The sequence below is a fragment of the Fibrella aquatica genome (genome assembly GCF_041321135.1).
GTDB classification, from domain to species: Bacteria; Bacteroidota; Bacteroidia; order Cytophagales; family Spirosomataceae; genus Fibrella; species Fibrella aquatica.
On sequence record NZ_JBGGWF010000001.1, the window covers coordinates 515,095 to 540,603 of the forward strand.

At 49.8% G+C, this 25,509-nt stretch carries 25 protein-coding genes; 14 read left to right on the top strand and 11 right to left on the bottom strand.

Annotated features, from left to right (window positions below; all coding sequences use genetic code 11):
- Positions 1-97: 97 nt before the first annotated feature.
- Positions 98-574 carry a hypothetical protein gene (locus ACAW87_RS01800; protein ID WP_370721434.1) on the bottom strand — a complete coding sequence of 159 codons (477 nt, stop codon included), beginning with the start codon at positions 572-574 and terminating at the stop codon, positions 98-100.
- Positions 575-959: 385 nt separating this feature from the next.
- Between ACAW87_RS01800 and ACAW87_RS01805 the strand changes: the two genes are divergently transcribed.
- Positions 960-1,154 (top strand): cold-shock protein, encoded by a 195-nt coding sequence (locus tag ACAW87_RS01805; protein ID WP_085412350.1) that lies wholly within the window; start codon positions 960-962, stop codon positions 1,152-1,154.
- Between the two features lie 87 nt (positions 1,155-1,241).
- On the opposite strand, the gene ACAW87_RS01810 is transcribed toward ACAW87_RS01805, so the two are convergent.
- Positions 1,242-2,240: a c-type cytochrome gene (locus ACAW87_RS01810; RefSeq protein ID WP_370721435.1), complete on the bottom strand. Its 999-nt coding sequence runs from the start codon at positions 2,238-2,240 to the stop codon at positions 1,242-1,244.
- 274 nt (positions 2,241-2,514) lie between these two features.
- Here ACAW87_RS01810 and ACAW87_RS01815 point away from each other — a divergent pair, with 274 nt between their 5' ends.
- A complete protein-coding gene (locus tag ACAW87_RS01815) occupies positions 2,515-2,835 on the top strand; it encodes a hypothetical protein (RefSeq protein ID WP_370721436.1) in 321 nt (106 codons plus the stop codon).
- Positions 2,836-2,883: 48 nt separating this feature from the next.
- Here ACAW87_RS01815 and ACAW87_RS01820 read toward each other — a convergent pair whose 3' ends face one another.
- On the bottom strand, positions 2,884-3,303 hold the full coding sequence (locus tag ACAW87_RS01820; protein WP_370721437.1) for a hotdog fold thioesterase: 420 nt from the start codon (positions 3,301-3,303) through the stop codon (positions 2,884-2,886).
- 65 nt (positions 3,304-3,368) lie between these two features.
- Here ACAW87_RS01820 and ACAW87_RS01825 point away from each other — a divergent pair, with 65 nt between their 5' ends.
- The 3 genes from ACAW87_RS01825 (at position 3,369) to ACAW87_RS01835 (ending at position 6,230) form a co-directional block, all read left to right on the top strand.
- Positions 3,369-4,004: a histidine phosphatase family protein gene (locus tag ACAW87_RS01825; RefSeq protein WP_370721438.1), complete on the top strand. Its 636-nt coding sequence runs from the start codon at positions 3,369-3,371 to the stop codon at positions 4,002-4,004.
- A gap of 258 nt (positions 4,005-4,262) precedes the next feature.
- A complete protein-coding gene (locus tag ACAW87_RS01830; RefSeq protein WP_370721439.1) occupies positions 4,263-5,363 on the top strand; it encodes a sensor histidine kinase in 1,101 nt (366 codons plus the stop codon).
- A gap of 123 nt (positions 5,364-5,486) precedes the next feature.
- Positions 5,487-6,230: a LytR/AlgR family response regulator transcription factor gene (locus ACAW87_RS01835; RefSeq protein WP_370721440.1), complete on the top strand. Its 744-nt coding sequence runs from the start codon at positions 5,487-5,489 to the stop codon at positions 6,228-6,230.
- A gap of 308 nt (positions 6,231-6,538) precedes the next feature.
- On the opposite strand, the gene ACAW87_RS01840 is transcribed toward ACAW87_RS01835, so the two are convergent.
- Entirely contained in the window at positions 6,539-6,700 is a 162-nt protein-coding gene (locus tag ACAW87_RS01840) for a lmo0937 family membrane protein (protein WP_207332037.1), read from the bottom strand.
- 498 nt (positions 6,701-7,198) lie between these two features.
- On the opposite strand from ACAW87_RS01840, the gene ACAW87_RS01845 reads away from it, so the two are divergent.
- Together ACAW87_RS01845 and ACAW87_RS01850 are read left to right on the top strand one after the other, a co-directional pair.
- Positions 7,199-7,573, top strand: coding sequence for a response regulator (locus tag ACAW87_RS01845; protein WP_370721441.1), 375 nt, complete (start codon positions 7,199-7,201; stop codon positions 7,571-7,573).
- A 133-nt stretch (positions 7,574-7,706) separates the two neighbouring features.
- Complete coding sequence (locus tag ACAW87_RS01850) at positions 7,707-9,173, top strand: sigma-54-dependent transcriptional regulator (RefSeq protein WP_370721442.1); 1,467 nt, start codon at positions 7,707-7,709, stop codon at positions 9,171-9,173.
- 69 nt (positions 9,174-9,242) lie between these two features.
- On the opposite strand, the gene ACAW87_RS01855 is transcribed toward ACAW87_RS01850, so the two are convergent.
- Positions 9,243-9,881, bottom strand: a complete 639-nt coding sequence (locus tag ACAW87_RS01855; RefSeq protein WP_370721443.1) for a porin family protein — start codon at positions 9,879-9,881, stop codon at positions 9,243-9,245.
- Between the two features lie 343 nt (positions 9,882-10,224).
- Between ACAW87_RS01855 and ACAW87_RS01860 the strand changes: the two genes are divergently transcribed.
- Positions 10,225-10,671, top strand: coding sequence for a response regulator (locus ACAW87_RS01860; RefSeq protein WP_370721855.1), 447 nt, complete (start codon positions 10,225-10,227; stop codon positions 10,669-10,671).
- Positions 10,672-10,746: 75 nt separating this feature from the next.
- A complete protein-coding gene (locus ACAW87_RS01865) occupies positions 10,747-12,231 on the top strand; it encodes a hybrid sensor histidine kinase/response regulator (RefSeq protein ID WP_370721444.1) in 1,485 nt (494 codons plus the stop codon).
- Positions 12,232-12,432: 201 nt separating this feature from the next.
- Here ACAW87_RS01865 and ACAW87_RS01870 read toward each other — a convergent pair whose 3' ends face one another.
- Both ACAW87_RS01870 and ACAW87_RS01875 read right to left on the bottom strand, forming a co-directional pair.
- A complete protein-coding gene (locus ACAW87_RS01870) occupies positions 12,433-12,969 on the bottom strand; it encodes a hypothetical protein (protein WP_370721445.1) in 537 nt (178 codons plus the stop codon).
- Positions 12,970-12,978: 9 nt separating this feature from the next.
- Positions 12,979-14,385: a BamA/TamA family outer membrane protein gene (locus ACAW87_RS01875; protein WP_370721446.1), complete on the bottom strand. Its 1,407-nt coding sequence runs from the start codon at positions 14,383-14,385 to the stop codon at positions 12,979-12,981.
- A 188-nt stretch (positions 14,386-14,573) separates the two neighbouring features.
- On the opposite strand from ACAW87_RS01875, the gene ACAW87_RS01880 reads away from it, so the two are divergent.
- The 4 genes from ACAW87_RS01880 (at position 14,574) to ACAW87_RS01895 (ending at position 20,578) form a co-directional block, all read left to right on the top strand.
- A complete protein-coding gene (locus ACAW87_RS01880) occupies positions 14,574-16,076 on the top strand; it encodes an MFS transporter (RefSeq protein ID WP_370721447.1) in 1,503 nt (500 codons plus the stop codon).
- Positions 16,077-16,245: 169 nt separating this feature from the next.
- Positions 16,246-17,184: a carbohydrate kinase family protein gene (locus ACAW87_RS01885; RefSeq protein ID WP_370721448.1), complete on the top strand. Its 939-nt coding sequence runs from the start codon at positions 16,246-16,248 to the stop codon at positions 17,182-17,184.
- 193 nt (positions 17,185-17,377) lie between these two features.
- Positions 17,378-19,039, top strand: a complete 1,662-nt coding sequence (locus tag ACAW87_RS01890) for a DUF1800 domain-containing protein (RefSeq protein WP_370721449.1) — start codon at positions 17,378-17,380, stop codon at positions 19,037-19,039.
- Between the two features lie 27 nt (positions 19,040-19,066).
- A complete protein-coding gene (locus tag ACAW87_RS01895) occupies positions 19,067-20,578 on the top strand; it encodes a DUF1501 domain-containing protein (protein ID WP_370721450.1) in 1,512 nt (503 codons plus the stop codon).
- Here ACAW87_RS01895 and ACAW87_RS01900 read toward each other — a convergent pair.
- Both ACAW87_RS01900 and ACAW87_RS01905 read right to left on the bottom strand, forming a co-directional pair.
- A complete protein-coding gene (locus ACAW87_RS01900; protein ID WP_370721451.1) occupies positions 20,568-21,374 on the bottom strand; it encodes a hypothetical protein in 807 nt (268 codons plus the stop codon). The genes ACAW87_RS01895 and ACAW87_RS01900 overlap by 11 nt on opposite strands.
- A 330-nt stretch (positions 21,375-21,704) precedes the next feature.
- Positions 21,705-22,901, bottom strand: a complete 1,197-nt coding sequence (locus ACAW87_RS01905; protein ID WP_370721452.1) for a PQQ-dependent sugar dehydrogenase — start codon at positions 22,899-22,901, stop codon at positions 21,705-21,707.
- 191 nt (positions 22,902-23,092) lie between these two features.
- Between ACAW87_RS01905 and ACAW87_RS01910 the strand changes: the two genes are divergently transcribed.
- Positions 23,093-23,908 carry a serine O-acetyltransferase gene (locus tag ACAW87_RS01910; RefSeq protein ID WP_370721453.1) on the top strand — a complete coding sequence of 272 codons (816 nt, stop codon included), beginning with the start codon at positions 23,093-23,095 and terminating at the stop codon, positions 23,906-23,908.
- A gap of 107 nt (positions 23,909-24,015) precedes the next feature.
- On the opposite strand, the gene ACAW87_RS01915 is transcribed toward ACAW87_RS01910, so the two are convergent.
- Together ACAW87_RS01915 and ACAW87_RS01920 are read right to left on the bottom strand one after the other, a co-directional pair.
- Positions 24,016-25,047 carry a glycosyltransferase family 2 protein gene (locus ACAW87_RS01915; RefSeq protein ID WP_370721454.1) on the bottom strand — a complete coding sequence of 344 codons (1,032 nt, stop codon included), beginning with the start codon at positions 25,045-25,047 and terminating at the stop codon, positions 24,016-24,018.
- A 31-nt stretch (positions 25,048-25,078) separates the two neighbouring features.
- Positions 25,079-25,432 carry a YbaB/EbfC family nucleoid-associated protein gene (locus tag ACAW87_RS01920; protein WP_370721455.1) on the bottom strand — a complete coding sequence of 118 codons (354 nt, stop codon included), beginning with the start codon at positions 25,430-25,432 and terminating at the stop codon, positions 25,079-25,081.
- Between the last annotated feature and the right edge of the window lie 77 nt (positions 25,433-25,509).

Below are 25,509 nucleotides of genomic sequence, written 5' to 3' on the forward strand. Positions count from 1 at the left end.
GGTATTATAGCTCTGAGTAAGCTTCGACAAAAAAAGAACCCGCCCAGTTGCCTGAGCGGGTTGTATCATGAAAGGTGGAAAAATCGGAAAGCGTATATTACCAGCGGCGGCCGGTGGGTGGTGTCCAGTCGCGGTTTGAGTTACCCCGTCCCGATGCGTAGGCCCCCCGGTTATAAGATCGGTATTGTTCGTAGGCAAACAGGCGGCTGCGTTGGGCTGGCGACAGAGTTTCAATTACATCCTGGCTTTTCTGCCAGAGAATGCGCTGTTGTAAGGCCGGATTACGAGCCGCCTGACTCAGTTCGCGATCGTAATAATTCTCGACAATCAGGAGGTCTTTCTTCTGACGGCGAGTCAGGTCAACGATTTTATCGAGCTGCCGTAACTGGAAAAGATCCTGGCGGCGGTCATTATCGAATCGGCCACCCTGATTACCATAGCCGGGGCCGTTGTTGTAGCGTGGGTCAGGTGTATTATAAGGGCCACGGTCGTAGCGGGCGTTTGGTTGTTGAGCGAGCGTTGCTCCGCCTGTCATGGTTAACAGAATGGCGGCAAAAAGCAGGGGACTGTTCATTGTTATACTTGTTTAAAATGAGGTGAAACAGACAGGCAGATCGTTGCAACGGAATCTATGGATTAGAGACACACCGCTGTAGAAGGTTTAATGACTGCTAAAAAATTCTGCTCTTTACCCTATATACCACTCAAAAACACCCTTATTTGGGCCGTTTTCATTAATTCATTCAGTTTTTAAGTATTTTAATGAACTATATTGGAAAAATGTCGTTTTTTGTACGATGCTTCTTCTTTCAATTATGAGAGGCTACCACACTGTCTGACAAATTGCGCTCAGTTGATTACCAAGTACTCTTGTTTGCTTGCGTCTTTGGATCCCTGTTTTGCATCTTTTGTAGAAAAGTGTTTCTTTTAAGTTTTTCAATTTTTTATCGTTTACAATCATGCAAACAGGAGTAGTAAAATTCTTTAACGAGAGCAAAGGATTTGGTTTCATCGTCGATGACGAGTCAAAAAAAGACATCTTCGTACACATCACCGGCCTAAACGGCCTGACCATTCGTGAGAATGATCAAGTGTCATACGAAATCGTTGATGGCAAAAAAGGCCTCAACGCCGTTAACGTGAAGAAAATGTAGAGAGTATGGGGAAACCCACTCTGTATATGAATCATAAAAAACCCGCTCTGTCTCAGAGCGGGTTTTTTCATGGAGTTGCAGGTACGTTCACAGCTTTGCTACCTGCTGTGCTTTGGGCGTAAACCGCTCTACCGGCTGTTTCACCGGCTTTATCGATTTCAGGTACGTGTATATAGCGCCCAGATCCTGTTCGCTCATACCGGCATACATAGCCCAGGGCATCACTGAGTTGAAGCCGTCTTCGCCCACCGGTGTGTGACCCATATCAACATTTTCGTAGGCTTTGAACCGGGCAATGAATGCTTCTTTCGTATAAGCGGACAGCCCCGTTTGGTCGGGCGTAATATTCGCTGAGCGAACCGTACCACCGGGCATCGGAAATTCGCGCCCGCCCGCCATGTACATACCGGGCAACGGCTCTCCCTTATCATTGACGGGTGTATGGCAGTCATTACAACTGGCAAAACTGGTCAAGTAACGACCATAGGCCACTTCATCAGACGGGTCGGGCCGGGGGGTATGCTCATTTTTGCCCGGAATTGTGTTCAGAATGAAGTTCATTGGGAAGTCAGGTTCCGAAGCGGGAATAGCTTTGTTCTCGATCGGCTTCAACGACCGGATATACGCAATGATGGCCTCAACATCAGACCGGTCAGCCTGTCCGAAGCTCTTGTAGGGCATTACCGGAAACAGGGCATGCCCGTCGCGGCTTACTCCGGTGGTGATGGCCCGGTAAATTTCGCCGTCGCTCCACTCACCCAGGTGGGCGGGTGTAATGTTGGGGGCGTAAAAGTTTCCGGGGAATCCCCATTCGCGAATGAAGCCCTCACCACCTTTGCCTTCAGTTCCGGCAACCATTGGCCCGTTGAGTTTCGTCCAGTCGCGGGTGGAGTGGCAGTCGACGCAAACGGCTACGTGATGAGCCAGATAATGACCGCGCGCCAACTGTGCCGAGTCGGCCCGGATGGTTAGTTGGGGCGGCGGGCCAACATTGGGCAGGGCATACCGAACATACAGCATACCGGTTGCTGCCAGTATGACCAGCAGTAGCATAAGACCTCCCAATAAGCGTAGAATGAGTTTCATGACCAGAACAGGTTTAGTGATAATAGACTCAATACTAGCTATTTGTGATCTTTCTGGAGTGTATTATATCGTAGATGTACTTAAGATTTATTAGACGGTAGTCTGACCCCATACCTACCTTGTCGCAAGTCACTGCTTGTAGCGATTTTTTTCTTTCTTGGAAACGTGTTCAGGCCAGACTAGCTTGCGGGACATTACGTATCCACCACGCTCGTGATTTACTGTGCTTTTATAGATTATACCCAAGAGGTTGGTTTACCCCTGTGTAGTATGCTTGATAAAACATAACGAGCCTGAAGGGATCAGTGCTCAGGCAACTATCAATTTCCCCCGTGCCGAATCATGGGCTCTGGAAGCTGGGCTCAATGCACATATTATGCTGGGTGGGCGTGTTCATTTGCGTTACCAGTATGGGCGTTATCTAGGTCTGGCTCCCATTACAACCATCGGCATCGATTACCAGTCATCGCTGAATCCGGCAATCAATGCCGCTACCATCAGTAGCCGGGGAACGGGTTGGTTGCATACCGGTATGATCGCCTACCACTTTGGCAAACCTAATCCAGTTAGGCAACGGCGAGTGCGGGAAGAGTAGCAACGTACCTGTGTGCTAACGCATGCCGAGACGCAAGATTTTGCGTCTTTACTTGGCGGCGATGATGGCGATGGTGAGGCGGCTGATGCAGACGAGGCGGTCCTGTTCGTCGGTGATGCGAATGTCCCAGATGTGGGTGGTGCGCCCGATATGAATAGGCGTGCATTTGCCGTATACCCACCCCGAACTGACCGACCGAACATGGTTGGCGTTTATCTCCAGCCCTACGGCCCGCTGTGTGGCGGGGTCGTCGAGACGCAATACCGACGCAATGCTCCCCAGCGATTCGGCCAATACCACCGACGCGCCACCGTGCAAAATACCGAAGGGCTGATGGGTACGTTCATCCACCGGCATACGGCCCGTTACGTGGGCATCGGTTGCTTCGAGCAGTTCAATGCCGAGGTGGCCGACGATTGATTTTTTATTGAGGTCAATAAGATTGTCCAGTGATAGGGTAGACTTCATAATGCGCTGATTTATCCGTAATTTCGCGGCCAAATTAGGTTACCCGGGGGGTAACACCAACCGCTTTGGCACGTAAAGACATATATATAATTCGCCACGGTGAAACCGACTTCAATCGGAGAGGCGTTGTGCAGGGCAGTGGTGTCGATGCCGACCTGAACGACATGGGGCGAGCGCAGGCGATGGCCTTCTTCCAAGCCTATCAGCATGTAGCGTTTACGAAGATTTATACTTCCACGCTCATACGTACCTATCAAACCGTTGAGCCTTTTATCGAACTGGGCATCCCCTTCGAGAAATTGTCGGGTCTAAACGAAATTAGTTGGGGCGTTATGGAGGGCAAAATTCCAAATACCCTGGCCGATGATTATTTCCGAAACCTGATCGAAAACTGGTCGGCAGGAAATACGTCGATGCCCACCGAGCAGGGTGAAAGCCCTGAAGATGTGGTTGCCCGTCAACGCCCGGCCATAGAATACATTATGGCCCAGACCGACGAATCGCCGGTGTTGGTTGCCATGCACGGGCGGGCTATGCGGATTCTGCTCTCGTGGCTGCTTAACAAGCCTCTGGCCCGCATGGATGAATTTGAGCACAGTAATCTGTGCTTATACAAACTCACCTACCAATCGGAAACGGCCTCGTTTACACTAGATATAGCTAACGACACAGCGCATCTGCTGGCGGTGAATGCGTTCTGATAGTCTGGAAAGTCGGTAGTCGATAGTCTGGAAAGTCGTTTTTAGTGTTGCTTACGCCAGAGAATTGCTCACGCGTAAGCAACACTAAAAACGACTTTCCAGACTATCGACTACCGACTATCTACTTTCCAAACTAACGACTACCAACTTTTTCAACCGCTCATCCACGCATAGTGCGGTTTCCCACAAACCAGAGCATTTTCGGGCAATGTTGCGTAGTTTCGTTAGTAGACCACTTGCGGGTCTGCTTTCTTTTGCATGTCGAAACAACGGATATACTGGTTTTGCCAGATAGTCGGCTGGACGTTACTCATCATGGTTGATTTCATCATCTATTGGATCGATGATGGGTTTAAGCCGGAAATGTTCTACCTGGCCATCGCCGATATTATGCTGGGCATCAGCCTCACTCACCTCTATCGCCTCACGATTCAGCGGTGGAAATGGGTACGTTTGCCTTTTTTTCAGTTGGTGCCCCGTGTGCTGGCGTCGGTCATGGTGCTGGCTTTTATCATGTCGGTTATCAACGTACCCATCGATCTTGAACTGTTGCTGAATCAGCCATTACAGTTGCATGGGCTTTCGTTCTTCATGGCTACCATGGTGGGCTGGGTTAAAACCATGATGGCGTGGGTGCTGAGTTACACGGCTTACCATTACGTTGAACGTACCCGGCAAGCCGAAATCGAAAAGATTCTGCTGAAATCATCGATCCGGGAAACCGAAGCGAAGGTGCTTCGGTCGCAGTTGAACCCGCATTTTATGTTCAATGCCCTAAATAGTATTCGGGCGCTGGTTTATGAAAACCCGCAAAAAGCACAGCTAGGCATAACGCAGCTTTCCAATATTCTGCGCAACTCGTTGCTAGCCGATCGCCGCAAAACCGTTGAATTACGCGAAGAGATTAAAACTGTTCAGGACTATCTGGCCCTCGAGAAAGTTCGTTACGAAGAGCGCCTGGATAGCCGTGTCACCATTGATCCTCAGGCTAGTTACTGGCAAGTGCCTCCCATGATGTTGCAAACGCTGGTAGAGAATGCGATTAAACATGGCGTATCGAAGGCAGTAAATGGTGGATTTGTTGAGCTGGTTGGGCGCATTGTCACTGGCACGTCAGGTCGCGATGAACTACACATTCGTATCCGAAATACAGGTACGTTAGAGGCTGAATCAGGAGATAATCCGTCGTCGGGCGGTTTTGGGTTGAAGAACACGACGCAACGCCTCAATTTGCTTTACGGCTCTGAAGCCTATTTTACCATCGCGCAGGAAGCACCGGGCGTTGTGGTAGCCGATGTTCAGATTCCCCAACAGTCAGACAGTATTTTTAAACCAGACCACGAAACCATATATCAATGAACAGTTAACAGTTATCAGTAAACAGTTATCAACATACCCAGCTGACCAATCACTGATTTGGTTTGGGTAGATAGGTACGCTGATAACTGTTTACTAATAACTGTTACCTGTCCACTGTTCCTCATGAGAACCATTATCATCGATGACGAGCGGTTGGCCCGCAATGAACTGCGCCGCCTGCTCGAGAACTTTCCGAAGGTCGATATCGTAGGTGAAGCAGCCAATGCCGACGAAGCCCTACCAATGATCGACGAACTCCAACCCGATCTACTGTTTCTGGATATTCAGATGCCCGGTAAAAATGGGTTCGAACTATTACAGGCTATTGAAGGCAAAGCGCCTGAGGTGGTGTTTACAACCGCTTACGACGAGTATGCGATCAAGGCGTTTGAGTTCAACGCGCTCGATTACCTGCTAAAGCCCGTTGATCTGTCGCGGTTGAGCGAAGCAGTACATCGAGTTGAGGAAGAACTGCACCAGAACACGGTGGCTGAAAGGCCCGGTGCGGTTAAAGATCATAACAAACTGCTTGGTGAAGACGATCAGGTGTTCGTGAAAGACGGCGAGAAATGTTGGTTCGTGAAACTGGGCAAAGTTCGCCTTTTCGAGTCGATGGGAAACTACGTGCGCCTGTACTTCGACGATCAGAAGCCGTTGGTACTCAAGTCGCTTAATGCGCTGGAAGATCGTCTCGATCCGGCTACTTATTTCCGGGCCAACCGCAAGCACATTATTAACCTGCAATGGATCGATAAAATCGAGCCCTGGTTTAGCGGCGGTTTACTGGTTACGTTGCGCGGTAGTAACGACAAAATCGAAATCAGCCGCCGTCAGGCAATACGGTTCAAAGAAATGATGAGTCTTTAAAAAAGTCAATAGTCGGTAGTCTATAGTCTGGAAAGTCGTTTTTAGTGTTGCTTACGCGTGAGCAATTTGCCTGCGTGAGCAACACTAAAAACGACTTTCCAGACTATAGACTACCGACTATTGACTTAAAGCCAATAAAAATCCCTGCGTTCAAACTGACGCAGGGATTCCGTACCCACCGTAACTTGTACTTAACCTAAAATGAAACTATAAGAGCGAACTCTTACCAAACCTAAACGTACTATTTGTTTAGAATCAATGTTGAAGTGGCCTGTTCGATTAGTGAACTACGTCAACGGTTACTCACCTCAGACGCCACGCCCACTAATCAGCCTAAACAGAACCGCTATGATGGCTATAACCAATAAAGCGTGAATCAAACCACCCATTCCAAAGCCACCAAATCCGAAGAATCCAAGTGCCCAGATGATAACTAAGATCACTGCAATAGTGTACAGCAAGTTTCCCATAACGTTCGTGTTGTTGAGTAAATCAGAAAGCGAATGTGCAATCTGAATAACCCTTTTGAAAATTCCGTGCCAGTTCGTTCAGCATTATGGTCAAAATGGCCTCAATTCTCCCTCAAAGGATGAAAATGAGGCACATAAACCTTGAAAACGGGTATGCCAATTGATTTTCAAAAATCGTGATTGGTAACATATTGTAGAAAGTATTCCCCATTTTATGTCTTGCATATAGGCAACAAATCCACACTTTTCCCCAACTAGGTCAAGAGTGGGCATATAGCTATTTGTGACCATAACCTTATTCGTAGGGCTAACTGCTTCTATAAGGGTCATTTATAACCGCATAGGCAAGTAATTAGAGGAGTAAAGAAAATCAGGCATCATATTTTATAGTAATACACTGACAACGAATAGATAAAAATTTAATATAGCAATATGAATGGTGCAAGAGTAGGGGGTTCGGTTACCAATTACACCTTCCGACCGGCCATCAACACAGTTATGACAACTACGAAGCACGTTTTGATAGTAGACGACGAGGCTGACATTTGCCTGCTACTATCTGGATTGCTTCGCCGATTGGGATACCAACCCACGTGTGCGCATTTTCTGGAAGAGGGGCGTCAGTGTTTAAGCCGTCAGCACTTCGACGCTATTTTTCTGGACTTGAATCTTCCCGATGGTATTGGCTTCGATCTGTTGCCAATTATTAAAACGGGTCAGGCTTTGGTAGACAGCCCTAAGGTGGTGATGATTAGTGCTTTCGACGGCATGGCAGAACGTAAGCGCGCGAGCGATCAGGGTGCCGATTATTTTATGGGTAAACCATTTACTCGTAAAACAGTCGAACAGGCGTTAGAGTCTATACAACTTTAGCCGCACCTTTATTAGTACAACAACGTTTTATCCCGAAAAAAGCAGCCTATCCTATCAGGTAGCTTCGGTTGCACCAACGCCTTTCCACCACTCCTTCCACCCCGAAACGGAATTACCGAATCGGGTATTTTCTATGGAAAAAATCCTGATCATTGACGATAATAACGACATATGTGTTTTACTGGAGCGATTTCTGTCGAAACAGAAATACAAAACGGCTTCGGCGCAACGCGGCGAAGACGGCCTTGCCTTGCTTCGGAAAGAGTCATATGATCTGGTAATATGCGATTTTAAGCTTCCTGATACCGACGGCCTGGAAATGCTCCGGCGAATTAAGGTGCTTAGCCCGCAAACGGCTGTGATTATTATCACCGGCTACTCTGATGTGCGTATTGCCGTACAGGCGCTCAAATACGGGGCCTTCGATTATGTGACGAAGCCACTGTTGCCCGACGAGATTCTGTACACCATCAAAGGGGCTCTCGACAAAAAAAGCACTGCCAACACCAAGGTAGTACCTGCGAGTCCCGTTGAGCCCGAAAAAACGGTGGTGGCCAAGCCCTCGCGTTCGGGTCGCAATGATTTGGCTCCCAATGGCAAGCGATTTATATTCGGAAAAAGCCGTGCCGCCGAACAATTACAGAAGCATATTGAGCTGATTGCCCCAACCAATATGTCGGTTATTATTACCGGCGAAACAGGAACGGGGAAAGAGTTTGTGGCCAATGCTATTCATTTGAGCAGTAAGCGGGCAGACAAACCTTTTGTGGCGATCGACTGCGGTGCGCTATCAAAAGAACTGGCTGGTAGTGAACTGTTTGGTCACGTGAAGGGAGCCTTTACCGGGGCTACTTCCGACAAAATGGGTAGCTTTGAATTTGCCACCGGGGGTACGTTGTTCCTGGACGAGATTGGAAACCTTTCCTACGAGAATCAGATTAAGCTACTCCGGGTTTTGCAGGAACGCAAGATTAAACGGGTAGGTGGGAACAATGACATCAACGTGGATGTGCGTATTCTTTGTGCCACCAACGAAGACCTGCGCGACGCTGTGCGGCAGGGTCGTTTCCGCGAAGATATTTTTCACCGTCTCGATGAATTCCGTATTGATTTGCCCGCCCTTCGCGAGCGGCGAGCCGATATCATGATGTTTGCCGAGCATTTCCTGGAAATAGCCAATCGGCAACTGGAAAAAGAAGTACTTGGTTTCGACGAAGACGCCAAAGAGAAGTTCAAAGACTACTACTGGCATGGTAATCTCCGTGAACTGCAAAACGTGGTGAAAAGGGCTGTGCTGTTAACGCAGGGCGACTATATCACGGTCGATGTGCTCCCCCATGAGATTGTGTCGCCAACATACATTTCGCCAGAGGAATCGGCCGGATTTGTAATTGATGCCATACGCCCCGGTTCACCGCCTATCATGCAGCAACCTACGCAGGGAGGAAACCTGAAATCAGTATCAGAAAGTGCTGAACGTGCTGCCATTCTAAAAGTGCTCGAAAAAACTGGCTACAATAAAACAAAAGCAGCCGAGGTATTGAATATTGACCGCAAGACGCTGTATAACAAGCTGAAAGCTTACGATATACATTTATGAGTTTCGGGCTTGATGCTTGGTGTTTGATCAGCGAACTAATCAAATACCAAGCATCAAGCCCAGAACGAATTAATTAAAGCTGTAACCGACCGATAGCAGACCTACGCCGTTTTTAGCGTTATCGAAGATGGCCCGTGAAGCTGTTGTGTTGGCAATTTGTTGTAAGCCCTGCGTATAGCGAACACCAAGCAGAACCTGACCAAAATACACGTTCAGGCCACCTGCCAGACCATAGTCGACCCGGTTAAACTGGTCAGTGCCCAGACTAAGGCCTGTGTTTACAGCTCCTGTTGTGCTAAAGCCTGAGTTCAGCAGGTAACCCGCATAAGGGCCTGCTTGCAACTCAACAGCGTTACCCAGCTTGAAGGTGGCCAATACAGGAAGGTCAACGTAATTCAGGTTGAAAGAAGCTTCCCCGTTTTGACCAAGGGCACGGTAATCTGTTGATGCGCCTTTATTGACGTAGAGCAGTTCGGGCTGAATGGCAAAAGCCGAGCCAACCGGAATCTGTGTGAATACGCCGGCATGAAAGCCAATGCGTTCTTTACGATTCGAAAAGTCAACTTCATTGAACTGAAGCGTACTGGCCGACAAACCACCTTTAATACCGGTACGTACCCGGTTTTGGGCTTGCGCATCGGTGTTGTTCGACAAAATGCCAGCCGCTGTAAGAAGGGCCAATGCGAGTGTTGTGATGGATGTTTTCATGACGTTGTTATTCTTTGTTGTGAAAGTTGGATAAAGCGCATTTAACTATTGGTACAAATAGTAACAAAGACAAATCTGTGCCAGTTTATGAATCTCGGAAGTTCGTGTGTATGTAAAGAGTTGTTGAACAGGTAGTTGAGTAGTAAAGAAATTGTACTTCTTGTGTTAGAGAGTGAGTGCATATAGCGTATTGGTGCGGACCGTGTTCCACACTTTCGGCGTAGTGAAGCAACACCCCTACCATAAGTCTACTGCTAAATAACTTCGTTTTCGGTGATGCTGATTAGCTATATCCGTTAACTTAGCCTTTGGATCAGTGACCTGGACTTTCCTCTTTTTTATGATGAACATTAAGACAAATACGGTTAAAACAATTCTGATAGCAGACGATGATCCCGACGATAGGCTGTTCATGATTGAGGCACTTCGTTACAATGGATTTCGGCATAATGTCAGGTTTGTTGAGGATGGTGAGGACTTAATGAATTACCTGACTCACCAGAATGGATTTACCATCGAAAATGCACCTACGCCAAGCCTTATTCTGCTTGATCTGAATATGCCGCGCAAAAACGGCTTTCAGGCTTTGGCCGAAATCCGGGGAAACAGAGGACTGCGCCGCCTGCCGATTGTAGTGATGTCGACCTCGAATGCCAATGGCGATGTTGTGAAGACTTACGATATTGGAGTTAACTCCTACATCGTTAAACCGCATAATTTCAACAGGCTGGTTGAAGTGGTTAATTCATTGAAATATTACTGGCTGGAAACTGTTCAATTGCCAGATTAACAGTTAGTTGTTTCCTATTATTGGGTTTCTGTTGCTAACAGTACTCACGCTTATTATTTTGCTCAACAACCAGTTATGAACCCTGCCCCTACTTTGCTAACTCCCGAAGTGTCTGATAAAGCAACGGTTATCCGCGTATTGCTGGTCGAGGATGACGAAGATGATTATATCCTGACCCGGACATTGATGAGTGTGCCCGAAAACCGGAACCTCCGGCTCGATTGGGTGGAAGGCTATGAAGAAGCGCTCGAGCGCATTTTGGCCAAAGAGTATGATGTATATCTGATCGATTATCGGTTGGGGGAGCGAACCGGTATTGAACTTATTCAGGAAGCTACCGATTCGGGTTGTCAGTCGCCCATGATTTTACTGACGGGGCAAGACGACCAGTCTATTGATTATTCGGCTATGGCCATTGGTGCCTCCGATTACCTGGTTAAGGGCCGCATTGATGCTCAGTTGCTGGGGCGCAGTGTTCGGTACGCCCTGCGGCAGGCCGAATCGCTGGCCAAATCGGTTGAACAGGAGAAAAAATATCGATCTCTCTTCGAACGCTCATTCGACGCCATCTTCGTGGCCGATAGTCACATGCACTTCCGCGATGTAAACCCTGCCGTAGAGAAACTGCTGGGCTACGACCGCGATGAACTATTGACAATAAATCCAGCCCGCCTTTTTGATCGGCTTGACTCGCTGCGGCAACTCCGGTTTTCGGTGCGGGAGTTCAATCAGATTAAAGATTTCGAAACAACGATTGTCAGCAAAGAAGGGCGCAAGCGCATTTGCCTGATCTCGGTCTGGGCGGTCGACGATGCGGCTGGCCGGCCGGTTTGGTATCAGGGTATTGTACGCGACATTACTGAACAGAAAAAGGCACAACAGGAACTGATTATTGCCGAAAAGCTAACCATGACGGGTAAGCTGGCCCGTAGCATTGCCCATGAAGTCAGAAATCCGCTGACGAACCTGAGCCTGGCGCTGGATCAGCTACGCGATGAACTGGATGACCGGCAGGAAGAAACGCAACTGTATACCGATATTATTGGCCGAAATGTGGAGCGAATCAGCACGCTGATTACCGACATGCTCAACTCGTCGAAGCCCCGCGAACTGGACCGAAAACCTCAGAGTCTCAATGCGGTTGTGCGTGATACCATCGGATTTGTAGCCGATCGTATTAAGCTGAAACAGATGCAGTTGATAACCAACTTTTCTGAAGACGACTGCATTGCACCCCTCGACCTTGAGCAGGTACGTATGGCCCTGACCAATATTTTAATCAACGCGGTAGAGGCTATGGAGCCTGGTCAGGGTAAATTATGGATCGATACGCATTGCCTCGACGAGGCGCAGGTGTGCGTAATCATCCGCGATAACGGGAGTGGTATTGCCCCCGAGAATATACAGCGCCTGTTCGATCCTTTTTTCACAGGCAAGCAAAGTGGTATGGGCCTGGGCCTGACCGCTACGCAAAACATTGTTACCAGCCACCGCGGACATATTGACGTGGAGAGCGAAAGGGGGCAGGGAACTACGTTCCGAATTACCTTCCCGAAATGATTGGTACGCTTGGAACGGTACGCGGATTAAAGGGATTTAAAAAGATTTGCGCGGATTTTTATGGGGTACGCGGATTAAAGGGATTAAACAGATTGACGCGGATTTTGGGATTGAAATGGATTTGCTCTGCGTCAAGCTAAGTATCCGCTTAAATCAAAAAAAACGCGTCAATCTGTTTAATCCCTTTTATCCGCGTACCAATCATTTTATCGTCAGCTTTAGGCCGAAGTCCTTTCCTTTCGATACATTTTTTAGTTCTACTTTACCGCTTTGCCAAGTCGTAACGCCATCGACAGTAGTAGCTGTACCATACCGCGTCGTTAAATACAGGACGAGATCTGCCAAGTATGTATTTACGCTTTCGGCTGAATTTAAGTAAAGATCAACCTGGATTTTATTAATCTTTCCGCTGTCCTGAAAATACTGAAAGTCAACGGATTCGAGATTGGTAAACTCTTTTGTGTAGCCGATGTGGTTGGCGTCTTGCTCAAACAACTCGGCCGATTCGGTGGCTTTGGCTACAGCAAAATCGTCGCCAATATTTACCTGTCGCCAGTCGTGGTTGGTAGTTAACCCGAGGTTAGTGAGTGTAGGCGTAAGTTGGAGGCTGGTAGATGTTTCTGTGCGCACAGAATCTACGCGGGCCGAATCGGCACTGTTGGTGGCGTCTGTAGTCTGGCGGTTGGTACAGGCTGCGGCCAGTAGTGCAAGGCAAAGGGAGACAAAGAAGTGTTTCATACTGCGAAACTACAACTCACGCTGAATGTTGAGGAAAAAACCAGTTTCGCGCTGGGCAGTCATCACAGTGCTAAACCGGAAAACCATATTATAATACGTAACCACATCGAGGCTGATGCCAGTGCTGTAGAGCCAGCGGTTAGCTAATCGGCTCTGGTATTGCTCGGCAATGGTGCTGTTTATGTAGCCCGCATCGGCAATCAGCGATAAATACGCCGCAATCGGTACGGTGTTAAACTGCCTTATCGGAATCCACTTCCACTCTTTTTTCACATCAAACAGGCGAAACCGGATATTATTTCGGAACACGCCGTACCGATTACCTTCAATCACGTAAAGTTCGTAGCCCCTGATTACGTCGTCGCCTACGCCGAGTCCTCTGATACCGTAGTAGGGCTGTCGGGGTGACCACACGTTACGAAGCCGAACGGTGTGAGCGGCAAAAAAGCGTTTGCTTAGCGGATAATACCGACTCAGACCCACCAACAAATCAGTCTGAACCATGTCGGCCTTGGGTAGCCAGCCTGCGTGTGCCAGTGATCCCGTCAGCAACGTACCCTGAAGGGCGTAAGCTACATTGTCGCGCCGGTCATAGCGATAGTTATACTTCAGTGTGAGGAATTGTTGTCGGGTACGTCCGTCCAAGAAATAGTCGGGATTAAGGCTGGCCACTGTGTCGGCAATGGTGTTGTTGGTATAGCTTACTTCCAGTTCGTGGAAGTTATAGAAACCGTTTCGTTGGGTTACGGCCAAACTGGAAATGAATCGACTACGTAGGCTAGTCAGTCCTTCTGGCCGGATGTACTCCCATTTGTCGAGAAAAGGGCGATACGCGATTTCGCGGTTAGTTGCGTAAAAAAAGTCGGCGTTAATGCCTATTCGTTGTGCTTTGTCAATATAAGGCCGGTTGTAGGAGAGGATGTATTTTTTAGTAAAACCGGTCTGCGCCAATGCGGTTAACTTATCGTTTCGGCCCGTAAAATTTGTCCAGCTAAGGCGGGCTCCGTAGTTGGTTCGGCGCAGGTCTCGGCCCCGGTCATACCACCATTCGTTTAGGTTCCGGTCGGCTAGTTCAAAAATAGGAATAACAAAGATGTACCAACGTTCTTTCATTGTTACGGTTACATCGATGGGGCGGTAGCCGGGCTGAGCGGCGGTATCTTCTACGGCAACGACATCGACGGAGATAAACAGGTTGGTATTCCAGATTTTGCGTTGGTCCCACGCGGTTTTTCCGGCTAGTTCGCCGCGCCGAAGTGTATCGTCAACGCGAATGTCCATCTCGCGCAAAATAATCCGATCCTGGGTACGTGCATTTCCCACTAGTTTCACCGATCTGACTACCACCGCTGAATCGGCTGGTGGGGGCACAGCGGCAAACTGCCAAAGCGAGAAAACGAACGTAAAAAATGACATAACGAATGAGCTACAAGAGTCGCAGATAAGGGGTGCTTTACAATAAACGAAATTTGAACCTTACTGGATGGATAGACCTCTCAGCGGATAGAAAACGGCTAATATACCTTCTAAGGTAAGAAATAACCCAACTCATTCGCCGAATCATGCAATGGTCTGCGTATTATTGTCTTTTTAAAATTACACCTATGCAAACTGAACGCGCGCCTTCTGCCGCTATAGAATCTGAAAAACCGACCCTGAGTTTTTGGCAAATCTGGAACATGAGTTTCGGCTTTCTGGGCATTCAATACGGGTTTGGGCTTCAGCAGGCAAACATGAGTCCTATTTACCGGTATCTGAATGCCGACGAGGCATCTATACCGGGTTTGTGGCTGGCCGGCCCGCTCACTGGCTTGTTGCTGCAACCTATTATTGGTGCGGTTTCTGACCGAAGCTGGTCGCCCACTTGGGGTCGGCGAAAGCCATTTGTGCTGGTCGGTGCCCTGATCGGAAGTATCGCTATGATTCTGATGCCTAACTCGTCGACAGTCTGGATGGCGGCTGGTTTGATGTGGATGCTCGATGCAGGGTTGAACTCCGCTATGGAGCCTTTCCGGGCCTTTGTAGGCGATATGCTGAACGAGAAACAACGGCCAACGGGTTTTGCCGTGCAGTCGTTTTTTGTTGGTTTTGGGCAAACCCTGGCCAACGTGATGCCCTACATTCTCCCCCTGATCGGCATTTCGATGGTGGTTTCTGAATCGCAACTGGCCAATGGAATTCCTAATTCGGTGCGCTACCCATTCTATATCGGCGGGGTATCTATAGTGATTGCCGTTCTCTGGACCATGCGCACCACGAAGGAGTATCCGCCACAGGACGAGAGTTATAAACAAGCGCATACGTTTACCGAGGAGGAGAAAAAATCAATTTCGTTCTGGCATCTGGCCCTCACGGTTGGGGCGGCCTTTCTGGCGTTTTGTTTTGCCTATGGTTCAGGTGGTTTGGCCAATGGTCTGGCCTGGGGAATGGGTGTTATGGCAGGCGGGTATCTGGTGCTTATGTTGCCGGTGTTTAAAGAAGTGCTGGCGTCGCTTTCGGCTATGCCAACGGTAATGAAACAACTCTGGTGGGTGAAGTTCTTTACCTGGTACGGATTGCCGTTGATGTGGCAGTTTTTGTCGCTGGCGGTGGCGAAATACGCGTTCGACGCCCCAAGCCCGGCTGCTAATCCGGCTGGTTTCGAGGCAGGCACCAAATGGGGTGGCCTCTGCTTTGCGGCCTTTAGTGTATCCTGCGCCATTATCTCTATTTTCATTCCGCGTATTGCCAAAGTGATCGGCAGTGCACGAGCCACACACGCAATCTTTCTGTGCCTTGGAGCCGCCGGTTTCTTCCTGACCCTGACATCCAACGATAAATATATTTATCTGACCGGTATGTCGATCATTGGGCTGGCCTGGGGTTCTATCATGTCGATGCCGTATCTGATGCTGGCGGGTGCCGTTCCGAAAGATCGGATGGGCGTGTATATGGGCATTTTCAACGGCTTCATCTGCGTGCCTCAGTTTATCGGCATGCTCACGGTGCCCTTGTTCTACAAAACATGGCTGGGCGATGATCCGCGCAATGCGCTGGTGCTGGCCGGTGTTTGCATGTTGGCGGCGGCGGCATCGTGCTTTCTGGTAAAAGAAACCCGAACGGCTTAGATTGGTAGTCATTGCGCTTCGCTGTCATTTGTTGTCCTTAATCGCAGATACAATGAATGACAACAAATGACAGCGAAGCGTAATGACTATTAATGACAGCGTAGTGTAATGACCTTTTAAAAGAAGAAGCCCTGCCTGCTGGTTGGGCTTCTTCTTCAATTTCCAACCTATGATTCTTACCACGAAACAACTTATTCTGTCAGTTGGCGAATTGCTGGCTGATTTCATCGGCCAAACTTTCTCCGAAAGCTTGCTCGATGCTGCTGACTTCTCGCGTTTTCAGGGTGGGTCGCCCGCCAACATGGCGGCTAACATGGCCCGGTTGGGTAATCAGGCGGCGTTAGTGGCCTGTGTCGGTAATGATAACCTGGGCCGTTATCTAGTGCAGAAAATGGCCGAAACAGGCATCGACGTTAGCCACGTGGTAACTACCGATGCGCATCCAACGAGTATTGTTGTGGTGTCGCGCACGAAGGGAACGCCCGACTTTATTGCCTACCGCACCGCCGACTGCCTGATTCAGCCTGATCATTTGCCCGATCAGCTGCTCGATCAGACCGCTCTGTTTCACACGACCTGCTTTGCCCTGAGTCGTAACCCTGCCCAGCAAACGATTGTCGATGCTGCCCGCCGGGCCTCTGTTGCCGGGGCGCAGATCAGTATCGACGCCAATTATGCCCCCAGCATCTGGCCCGATCGCGCTAACGCATGGCAGGTGTTGACCGAGTATTGCGCGTTGGGTACGTTGGTGAAATTGAGCGACGACGATGCCGAACGACTCTACGGATCGCCACAAACACCGGAACAGATTCGGGCCGATTTTCACCAGATGGGGGCCAAACTCGTTTGCCTGACACTGGGTGCTAAAGGAAGTATTGTATCGACCAATAATGGTGAAAATGTAGTGGTTACACCTGGAAAATCTATTTCTGTTGTTGATGCTACCGGGGCAGGCGATGCGTATTGGGCCGGTTTTCTGACGGCCTGGCTCGATGGTTGCTCACCCGCCGAATGCGCCGGAGCTGGGGCCACTCTGGCGGCCATGAAACTGATGCGTCGTGGCTCTTTACCGCCAACAGTAGACCGTAAATTGCTTTATGACGCCTAACGGGTATACTAGTTCCTGATAATATGATTGAGTAAAGTCTTTATTCACGCCAGTAGCCAAAACTGGCATGTAAGTTGGTGGATACAGTCAGGTATGTTAACACGCAAAAGCCACTACGCATGGCTGTATCCATTTTCTTTTGTGGTCAGCCTTTTTCGATCAATATCACTGTAACGGTAGCTACTCTGGTTATATGGCTGATTTGGACCCTTATTCCGTTCCGCTTACCCGCGCAACGGCGGCGCATCTGCTGCGAAGGGCTACGTTTGGGCCAACACCTGCCGAAATAACTGCTCTGGTTGGCCAAACAGCGGCACAGGCGGTGCAAACCCTGATTGCCAACAGCCAATACAATCCGCCCCCACCCGTTGAACTGGACTCTACCCAGCCCGGTGCCGGTCAAACGTACCTGGACAAGCCATTTAACGCCGACCGGAATTTTCATTTTGGCTACGCCATCAAGTTATGGTGGCTGGGCCTGATGAGTCACCGGCAGGGCACGCCCGCGCTGCTCGATAAACTGACTATGTTCTGGCAAAACCACTTCGTAACCACCCGCGAAGTAGTGGACGATTATCGGTTTGTTGATCGGTACCTACGGCTGTTACGAACCAACGCCCTGGGCAATTTCCGGCAGTTGGTGATCGCCGTAACCAAAGACCCGGCTATGTTGCGGTTTCTCAACGGCAACGAAAACGAGGCTGGCAACCCCAACGAGAACTACGCCCGTGAGTTACAGGAGCTGTTTACGATGGGCACGGTCGATTTCGACGGAAATAAAAACTATACCGAAGACGACGTCAAGGCCGCTGCCCGTGTGCTGACCGGTTGGGGGTACTCCAATTTCTGGACACCGGGCTCTACCTCGTTTGAAACCGTTTTTGCCTTAAACAGGCATGATACCACAGACAAACAGTTTTCGAGCCATTACAACAACGCCATTATAACGGGACGAAACACGGTAACCGCCGGCGATGAAGAATTGGTCGATCTGGTTGCCATGTTGCTGGCTCACCCGCAAACGGCGACGTTTATTTGCCGCAAGCTGTATCGCTGGTACGTGAATCCGCTGGTGACGGCTGTGGTGAACGAAACAATTATAGAGCCATTGGCCGCTTTTTTCGCGTCGCCAGCCAATGACTTCGCCATTCAGCCGGTGGTGGTGAAACTGCTGACGAGCCAGCATTTTTTCGAGGAAAGTAATCGCGGTTGTATCGTGAAATCGCCTGCTGAATTGATTGTTGGCTCTATCCGTTTTTTCAACCAGCCCATTCCCGACATCACCACCGACTACAGTGCTTTTCTGAAGCTGACTGACTTCATGCAGTGGCGGATGGAGCAATTGCAGATGAATACCATCGACCAGCCAACAGTATTTGGGTACGAGCCTTTTTTCCAGACAGGCCTCTCGAAAAACTGGATCAATACCACCACCATTGGCATGCGGAACGAATTTACCGATGCCCTGATCTGGCGGTGGCTGGAAGTGAAACCCGGCTACAACATGGGCATCGATCTGCTGGCATGGGCCACGTCGCTCCAGGTCGAATTCACCAACGTACCCAGCGCCACCAACCCCACCGGCACACCGGCCATTACCTGCGAAATGGTGCTGACGGCTTTTATTGCCGATCTGTTCGCGACCGATTTGTACCCGAGTCAGCAGGATTTTCTGATCGATACCATCATGATGAATAGTATTCCGCGCACATCGTGGCAGTTTGAATGGAATCTGTATCGAACCGCCTTTGTCAATAATACCGGCGATCTAAGTTGGCGACGGAATAGCGTCACCTGGCGCTTGCAAAATCTGATGCGCTACATGTTGCGGATGGCAGAATATCACGTGTTTTAAACTAAGTCGACTCCCGACCAGATAAATATGAACCGCAGAGACTTTCTGGCCGCTTCAACGGCATTTACGGTGCCTGTAATGCTGAATGGGTTTGGGTTGAAAGCCATGACCCGGAAGTCGGCGCTGGTGCAGTCGCTGATGCAGTCGGGGGCTGTAAATACCGACCGAGTGCTGGTGATTGTGTACCTCAACGGCGGGAATGATGGGCTGAATACCGTGATTCCGCTCGATCAACTGGCCACGTATAATAGCCTGCGCAGTTCGATCGCTTTGCCTCAGAATAGCCTCCTGACGCTGGATGGAACCGATAAAATGGCGTTTCATCCGGCCATGACGGGCATGCGTAATCTTTACAATGACGGTCGGCTCACGGTGGTTAACTCCGTATCGTATCCCAACCCTGATCAGTCGCATTTTCGATCAACCGATATCTGGATGACGGCCGCCAACGCCGATGTGAGCCTGCCAACGGGGTGGGCTGGGCGTTATTTGGAAGATCAATATCCGGGTTATCCGATCGGGTTTCCGAATCAGGTGATGGAAGATCCGCTGGCCATTCAGATTGGTTACCTCACCTCAACGGCTTTGCTGGGTAGTCAGCAATCGATGGGTGTGGCCATCAACGACCCCGATGCTTTTTATCGGCTGGTAGGAGCGGGCGAGCCTACGTCGCCCTCAGATATACCCGGTGGCGATGCCGGGGCGCTGATCTCGTTTATTCGGCTACAACAGGCATTGGCTGTGGGCTATGCGGGCGAAATAAAAGCGGCCTACGATGCCGGACAAACGCTGGGTACGTACCCAGCCGATTACCTGAAAAACAGCCTGGCCGAGCAACTGAAAATTGTGGCCCGACTCATTCATGGCGGGCTAAAAACAAAAATTTACTTTGTAGCCCTGGGTGGCTTTGATACGCACTCCGGGCAAGTTCAAAATAACAACCCCTTGTTAGGTGCCCATGCCGACCTGCTGGGGAAAGTATCAGAGGCGCTCTTTTCGTTTCAGGAAGACCTGCGCCTTCAGGGAACACAAGAACGGGTAGTAGGCATGACTTTCTCTGATTTTGGGCGTCGGGCCAACGCAAACGCTTCTTTCGGAACAGATCACGGCGTGGCGGCTCCGCAGTTCGTTTTTGGAGCGCCGATACGCCATCAAAGCATTGGTGTAAACCCAAATCTGTCAGATCTGATCGAAAGCTACGGTGGCAACAAAGACGTGAAAATGCAGATCGATTTCCGCCGGGTCTATGCCGACATTCTCAATGACTGGTTTGGTGCAGGACGAGCTAAAACCGACGAACTACTGCTGCAGAACTTTCCAACGGTATCGCTGTTTTCTGATGTTTGCGAGACGGTTGCCTCCGGCGCGTGGACTAACCCCGCTATCTGGACAGTTGGACGTTTGCCATTACCCAATGAGCGAGTTCGGATCAACTCTGGCCATCAGATTAGTCTGACCGAAACGGTTACCGTTCGCTCGGTTCAGTTATATGGCACGGTGAACTACACCCCGGGTGCCCGCATCCGCATCACGGGTTAATTATTTCCTGGATATTCTGCGCCCCCCGCACCACCTCAACGATGTCTGAAGATAGTTCGGCTTGGGGCCACGCGTAGATTATCTGCTCTTCTATCAATGGTTTTTTCGGGTTAACAAAAGCGCGTACTAAAAACCGTACGCCAACACTTCGGCTGTCACCGTTGCCTGTGTAGATTGGTCCCTTCCAGGTACCATCATCGGCCACCTTGATAGGTGCCTGCACGTAATACTCGGGTTTCCCAACTGGGCGGATGACAAGCCACACCATCTCCGCGTCATTCACTCTACCTTCAGCAATCATAATCCGCGGCACAGTCATGCCGTTGGCAGGGCTGTCGATCACTAATCCACTGGCATACTGGCCAACGAGTAGGTATGCTAAAGCGCTAACACCAATTGCTAGACCAACGAAAAATAAGATGCGCTTAGTAGGTTGTTGCCTGAGCGTCTCTCGGGTAGGTGTTATTGTTGGTGAGGTTATGTCACTGGCTATGTGTATTGGCTTTCCCCACGCATATAGATAGCAGGTCGTGAGTGCCTTTTCATCTTTCAGGATATAGCCTTCGTGGAAAATTTTTGCTAATGTTTTTACGCTGGGAATGGCGGCAATAGCCTCTTGCATGTCAGCTTGTCCCTGATTGATTAACTCTTCTTTAAACGACGTTCGAAGATATTCGTAGGGTGCCGGATAGCTGTTAAACTTAATGGTGGGATACTTTCCCGGTTTTGCCAACCGGTACTCCTCGTATTTTTTCCTGATGGCTTCCCTAAGCTCAATCATTTCATTGTCAGTCATATACGATGAGTATAGAGGGGGAGGGTATAAAAAAGGAACAAATCAGGAACAAAGTAAGAATATGTAACCTATAGTTACGGTTGGCCGGAGAGATAATTTTATGGCGAATCGCGTGGGTATCAATACCCTGCCTTCTCTATAAAGTAGCTTTCCGCCTCAATCCACAGCCCCCCTTAAATGTATGGAAGAACACTACATGGACATTCCACCACCGAGTACCAATGTCTGTTCACAGCGCTAACTGGTCTATAAAGACTAAACCCCATACCTGCGCTCGACTAACCAACGGTGTCGAGCACAGGTATGGGGTTTAGAAATTGACAGAGGTAGTTAATTCGCTACTTTCAGAATTTTTCCTTCTGCGTGGTCGCAGATGTATAGCTCACCGGTCCGGTCTTCGCCAAAGGCCGAGACCGTGCCGACCCGTTCGGAAATGAGCTGATTGGTTGCCTTGTTGTTACCCGTAGGTGTTAAGGCCCAAACCCGGCCGCTAACATAATCGGCATAAATATACTTGCCTACCAAAGCAGGGGCGGCTTTACCCTGATACACGTACCCACCCGTAATCGATAAGTCGCCATTAGCGTGGGTATACGTGTGAATAGGCTCGGTAATGGGGGTTTCAGCCTTCTCATTCGGTTTATAACCCGCGTTTCCTTCACGAATACGCCAGCCGTAATTACCCCCTTTAGTGACTATATCAACTTCTTCAATCTCATTCTGACCAACGTCACCAGTCCAGAGTTTGCCCTGCTTGTCGAAGCTGAACCGCCACGGATTGCGTAGGCCGTAGGCGTAAATTTCTTCTCGAAAGTCGTTTTTGTTGGCTTTATACGGATTGTCAGCCGGAATGCCGTATTTCCCTTTGTCAGTCCCATCAACGTCGATACGAAGAATTTTTCCTAATAGAATCGATCTATTCTGTGCATTATTCTGCGGATCGCCACCACTACCCCCGTCGCCGGTGGCAATGTACAAATACCCGTCAGGACCAAACGCTACCTTGCCTCCGTTATGGTTTGAATAAGGTTGCTTGAAGGTGAACAGAATAACCTCTGAGGCGGGGTCAACCTGACCGGCGCTTGCCGATGAGGCTTTGAAACGACTGATGACTGTTTCGCGCGGGTTGTTCTTCGTGTAATTCACGAAGAAATAGCCATTCTCTTTAAACTTCGGGTGAAAAGCGAGGCCAAGCAAACCCATCTCACCACCATAGGCTACTTTACTTTTAATATCCAGGTATGTATCGGCTTTTTTAGCGCCCATTGCCCGGTCTACGACTTTAATTTTCCCCGCCTGTTCAATAATAAACATCCGGTTGGTGCCGTCGTTGGCATAGGTGTACTCAACGGGTGCCTCGAACTTCAGACCAGGGTGTGCGTCTGCTGTAGAGATCGTAATGGCCGTTGGCGTGGTGGTTGTACTGGTTGCTTCCGTGGGCGACGAGCACAACCACGCCAGGCAAAACGAGAAGCCAGACGTAGCGGCCAATGAGTAGCCCAAAATGCTTAGTGTTTTATAAATCATGACTGTAAGTGCTGAATTGTATGTACGTGTAGACAAAATACAAGCCAATCTCCGTTGTCGAACTATTTGGACCGACATTTGTTCGCCAATCAGTTGATTGAGGGTATTTTGCCCTGCTCTGTTACCCGCGCTGCCCATTCCGGGCTGTTGGGCCGTTGCCCCACATTGGGGTAGATTAGCCACTATAACGTATGTCGACTCCGCTCGTTGATTTCTTAAATCGTTTGTCTGCTCAGCGGCAGAACTATCAGTACAGGCTTCCTTCGCGTCCCGACGCTGGCCGGTTTATCGAGCAGTTAATGCGTTTGCTGTTTCCCGTTACGCAGGATTGTCAGTCGGCTACGGCCAATGTGGGCGAAACGTATCAGCGCCTCCACGATCAGTTGCTTTGCTTGTTGCATCCGCTTCAGCCAAACCTGCTTATACGCGCTGAAGCCGTTGCACACCGCTTTTTCGATGAACTGCCTGCTATTCACGAAAATCTGTTGCTCGACGCGCACGCGATTGCCGATAATGACCCGGCGGCAGTGAGCATTGAAGAGGTGATTGCGGTTTATCCGGGCTTTTACGCCATTGCCGTTTACCGCATTGCCAACGCGTTACTTCAGGCCGATGTGCCCCTGTTACCCCGCATGCTAACCGAATACGCGCATGGACAAACGGGCATCGATATTCACCCCGGAGCCAGTATCGGCCCGTCGTTCTTTATCGATCATGGCACAGGCGTTGTTATTGGCGAAACAACCATTATTGGCGCAAACGTTAGAGTATACCAAGGCGTAACGTTAGGCGCTACCCACGTAGCCAAGTCGCTGGCTCAGAAAAAACGCCACCCAACCATCGAGGATAATGTAGTCATTTATGCCAACGCCACTATTCTTGGCGGGCATACTGTGGTGGGCCATCACTCCATCATTGGCGGAAACGTCTGGCTAACCGAGAGCGTGGTCCCCCATTCACTGGTGTATCACCAAAGTCAGATAGACGTAAAGCCGATTTTGCAGTAGAACTGTTTAAAGGTCAATGTCTAATGTCCAACGTGCTTCGCTAATCTTATTTGTTTGTGATGTAGCGAAGCACGTTGGACATTAGACATTGACCTTTAAACTTTTACTTACAGCTCCGAAAAGCGCCGTACGCTTTTTGCGAAGTACTGCCAGACAATACTCTTTGGGAAAAGCTGTACATCGGTAGTGGCGAGTTTGGTTAAGCTGCGGCGTTTATAGTGTAACGCTGAAGCATCGGACCGCCCCAGCCAACCGTAGAAAGCGAAGTGGGCGCGGATGATAGCCCCGATAGCCGCCCATTCGCCGCGAAGCAACAGGGGCCCCGCCGAGAGTCCATCTACCACTAGCCGCAGTATCAGTAGAACCCACAAGTTGCGACTCGGCAGGTTTTTATACAGCATGGCCAGGCTGTTGCGGTAATTCAGGTACGTCTTTTTTGGATTCGTTTTCGCCAGTGTACCCGCACCCACATGGTGTACTGCCGCCTCGCCGCACGTCCAGACCTCGTAGCCCTGCCGTTGCACCCGCCAGCACCAGTCAATCTCTTCCATGTGCGCAAAGAAATCGGGGTCGAAGCCGCCTGTTTGGTGAAAAACAGATGCCCGCACAAACAGGCACGCGCCCGAGGCCCAGAAAACAGGCCGGTTGTCGTTATACTGTCCGGTATCGGTTTCCAGGGTATCGAAGAGGCGACCTCGACAAAAGGCGAAACCCAGCCAATCGAGATAGCCACCCGCCCCACCCGCGTACTCGAACATCGTGGGTTCGTTGTAGGCGAGTAGCTTAGGCTGACAGGCCGCCATACGGGGATTCGCATCGAGGAGGCGCAACACCGGCAGGGTCCAGCCCGGAGTAACGGCTACGTCGGAATTGAGCAGGCAGTAGTAGGTGAAAATGTCGGAATGGTGGCGAATGTGCTGCAAAGCCGTGTTATATCCACCGGCATAGCCTTCGTTGCTGGGAAGCCGAATTAACCGTACACTGGGAAACTCGTTCAGTAGCAGGTCTACCGATCCATCGGTGCTTCCATTGTCGGCTACGTAGATGGTAGCTTCGTCGGAATGGTCAACAACGGAAGGCAGAAAACGGGAAAGGAAACCTTTCCCGTTGTAATTCAGAATAACAACCGCAAGGGACATAGATAGAAGTCAGAAAAAGCCGTTTGTCGGCTTATTGCCCCATCATACTGCCTAGGTCCATACCCGGAATATTGGGTAGTAAACCCTCCGTAGCCTGTTGCAAATGTGCTTTAATAATGGGCTCCACGTTTTCCATTGCCTTGTTGGTAGCGGCCACCACCAGATCCTGAAGCATTTCGCGGTCATCGGCCGACTTCATCAGGTCGGGGTCGATCACTAAGCTGGTTAGTTGTTTCTGACCGTTAACGGTAGCGCGTACCAGACCGGCACCCGATTCGCCGGTGGCCGACAACGTGCTTAAACTGTCCTGGGCGGTTTTCATGCGGGACTGAATTTCCTTCATCTTCCCCATCATGCCCATCATATCTCCAAGGTTACCAAACATAGTCTACAAGCTAAAAGTCGAATATACAGGGGCCAACGCTACCAGTCACCGCGAAGGTGATGAAGAGATGGTTGGCA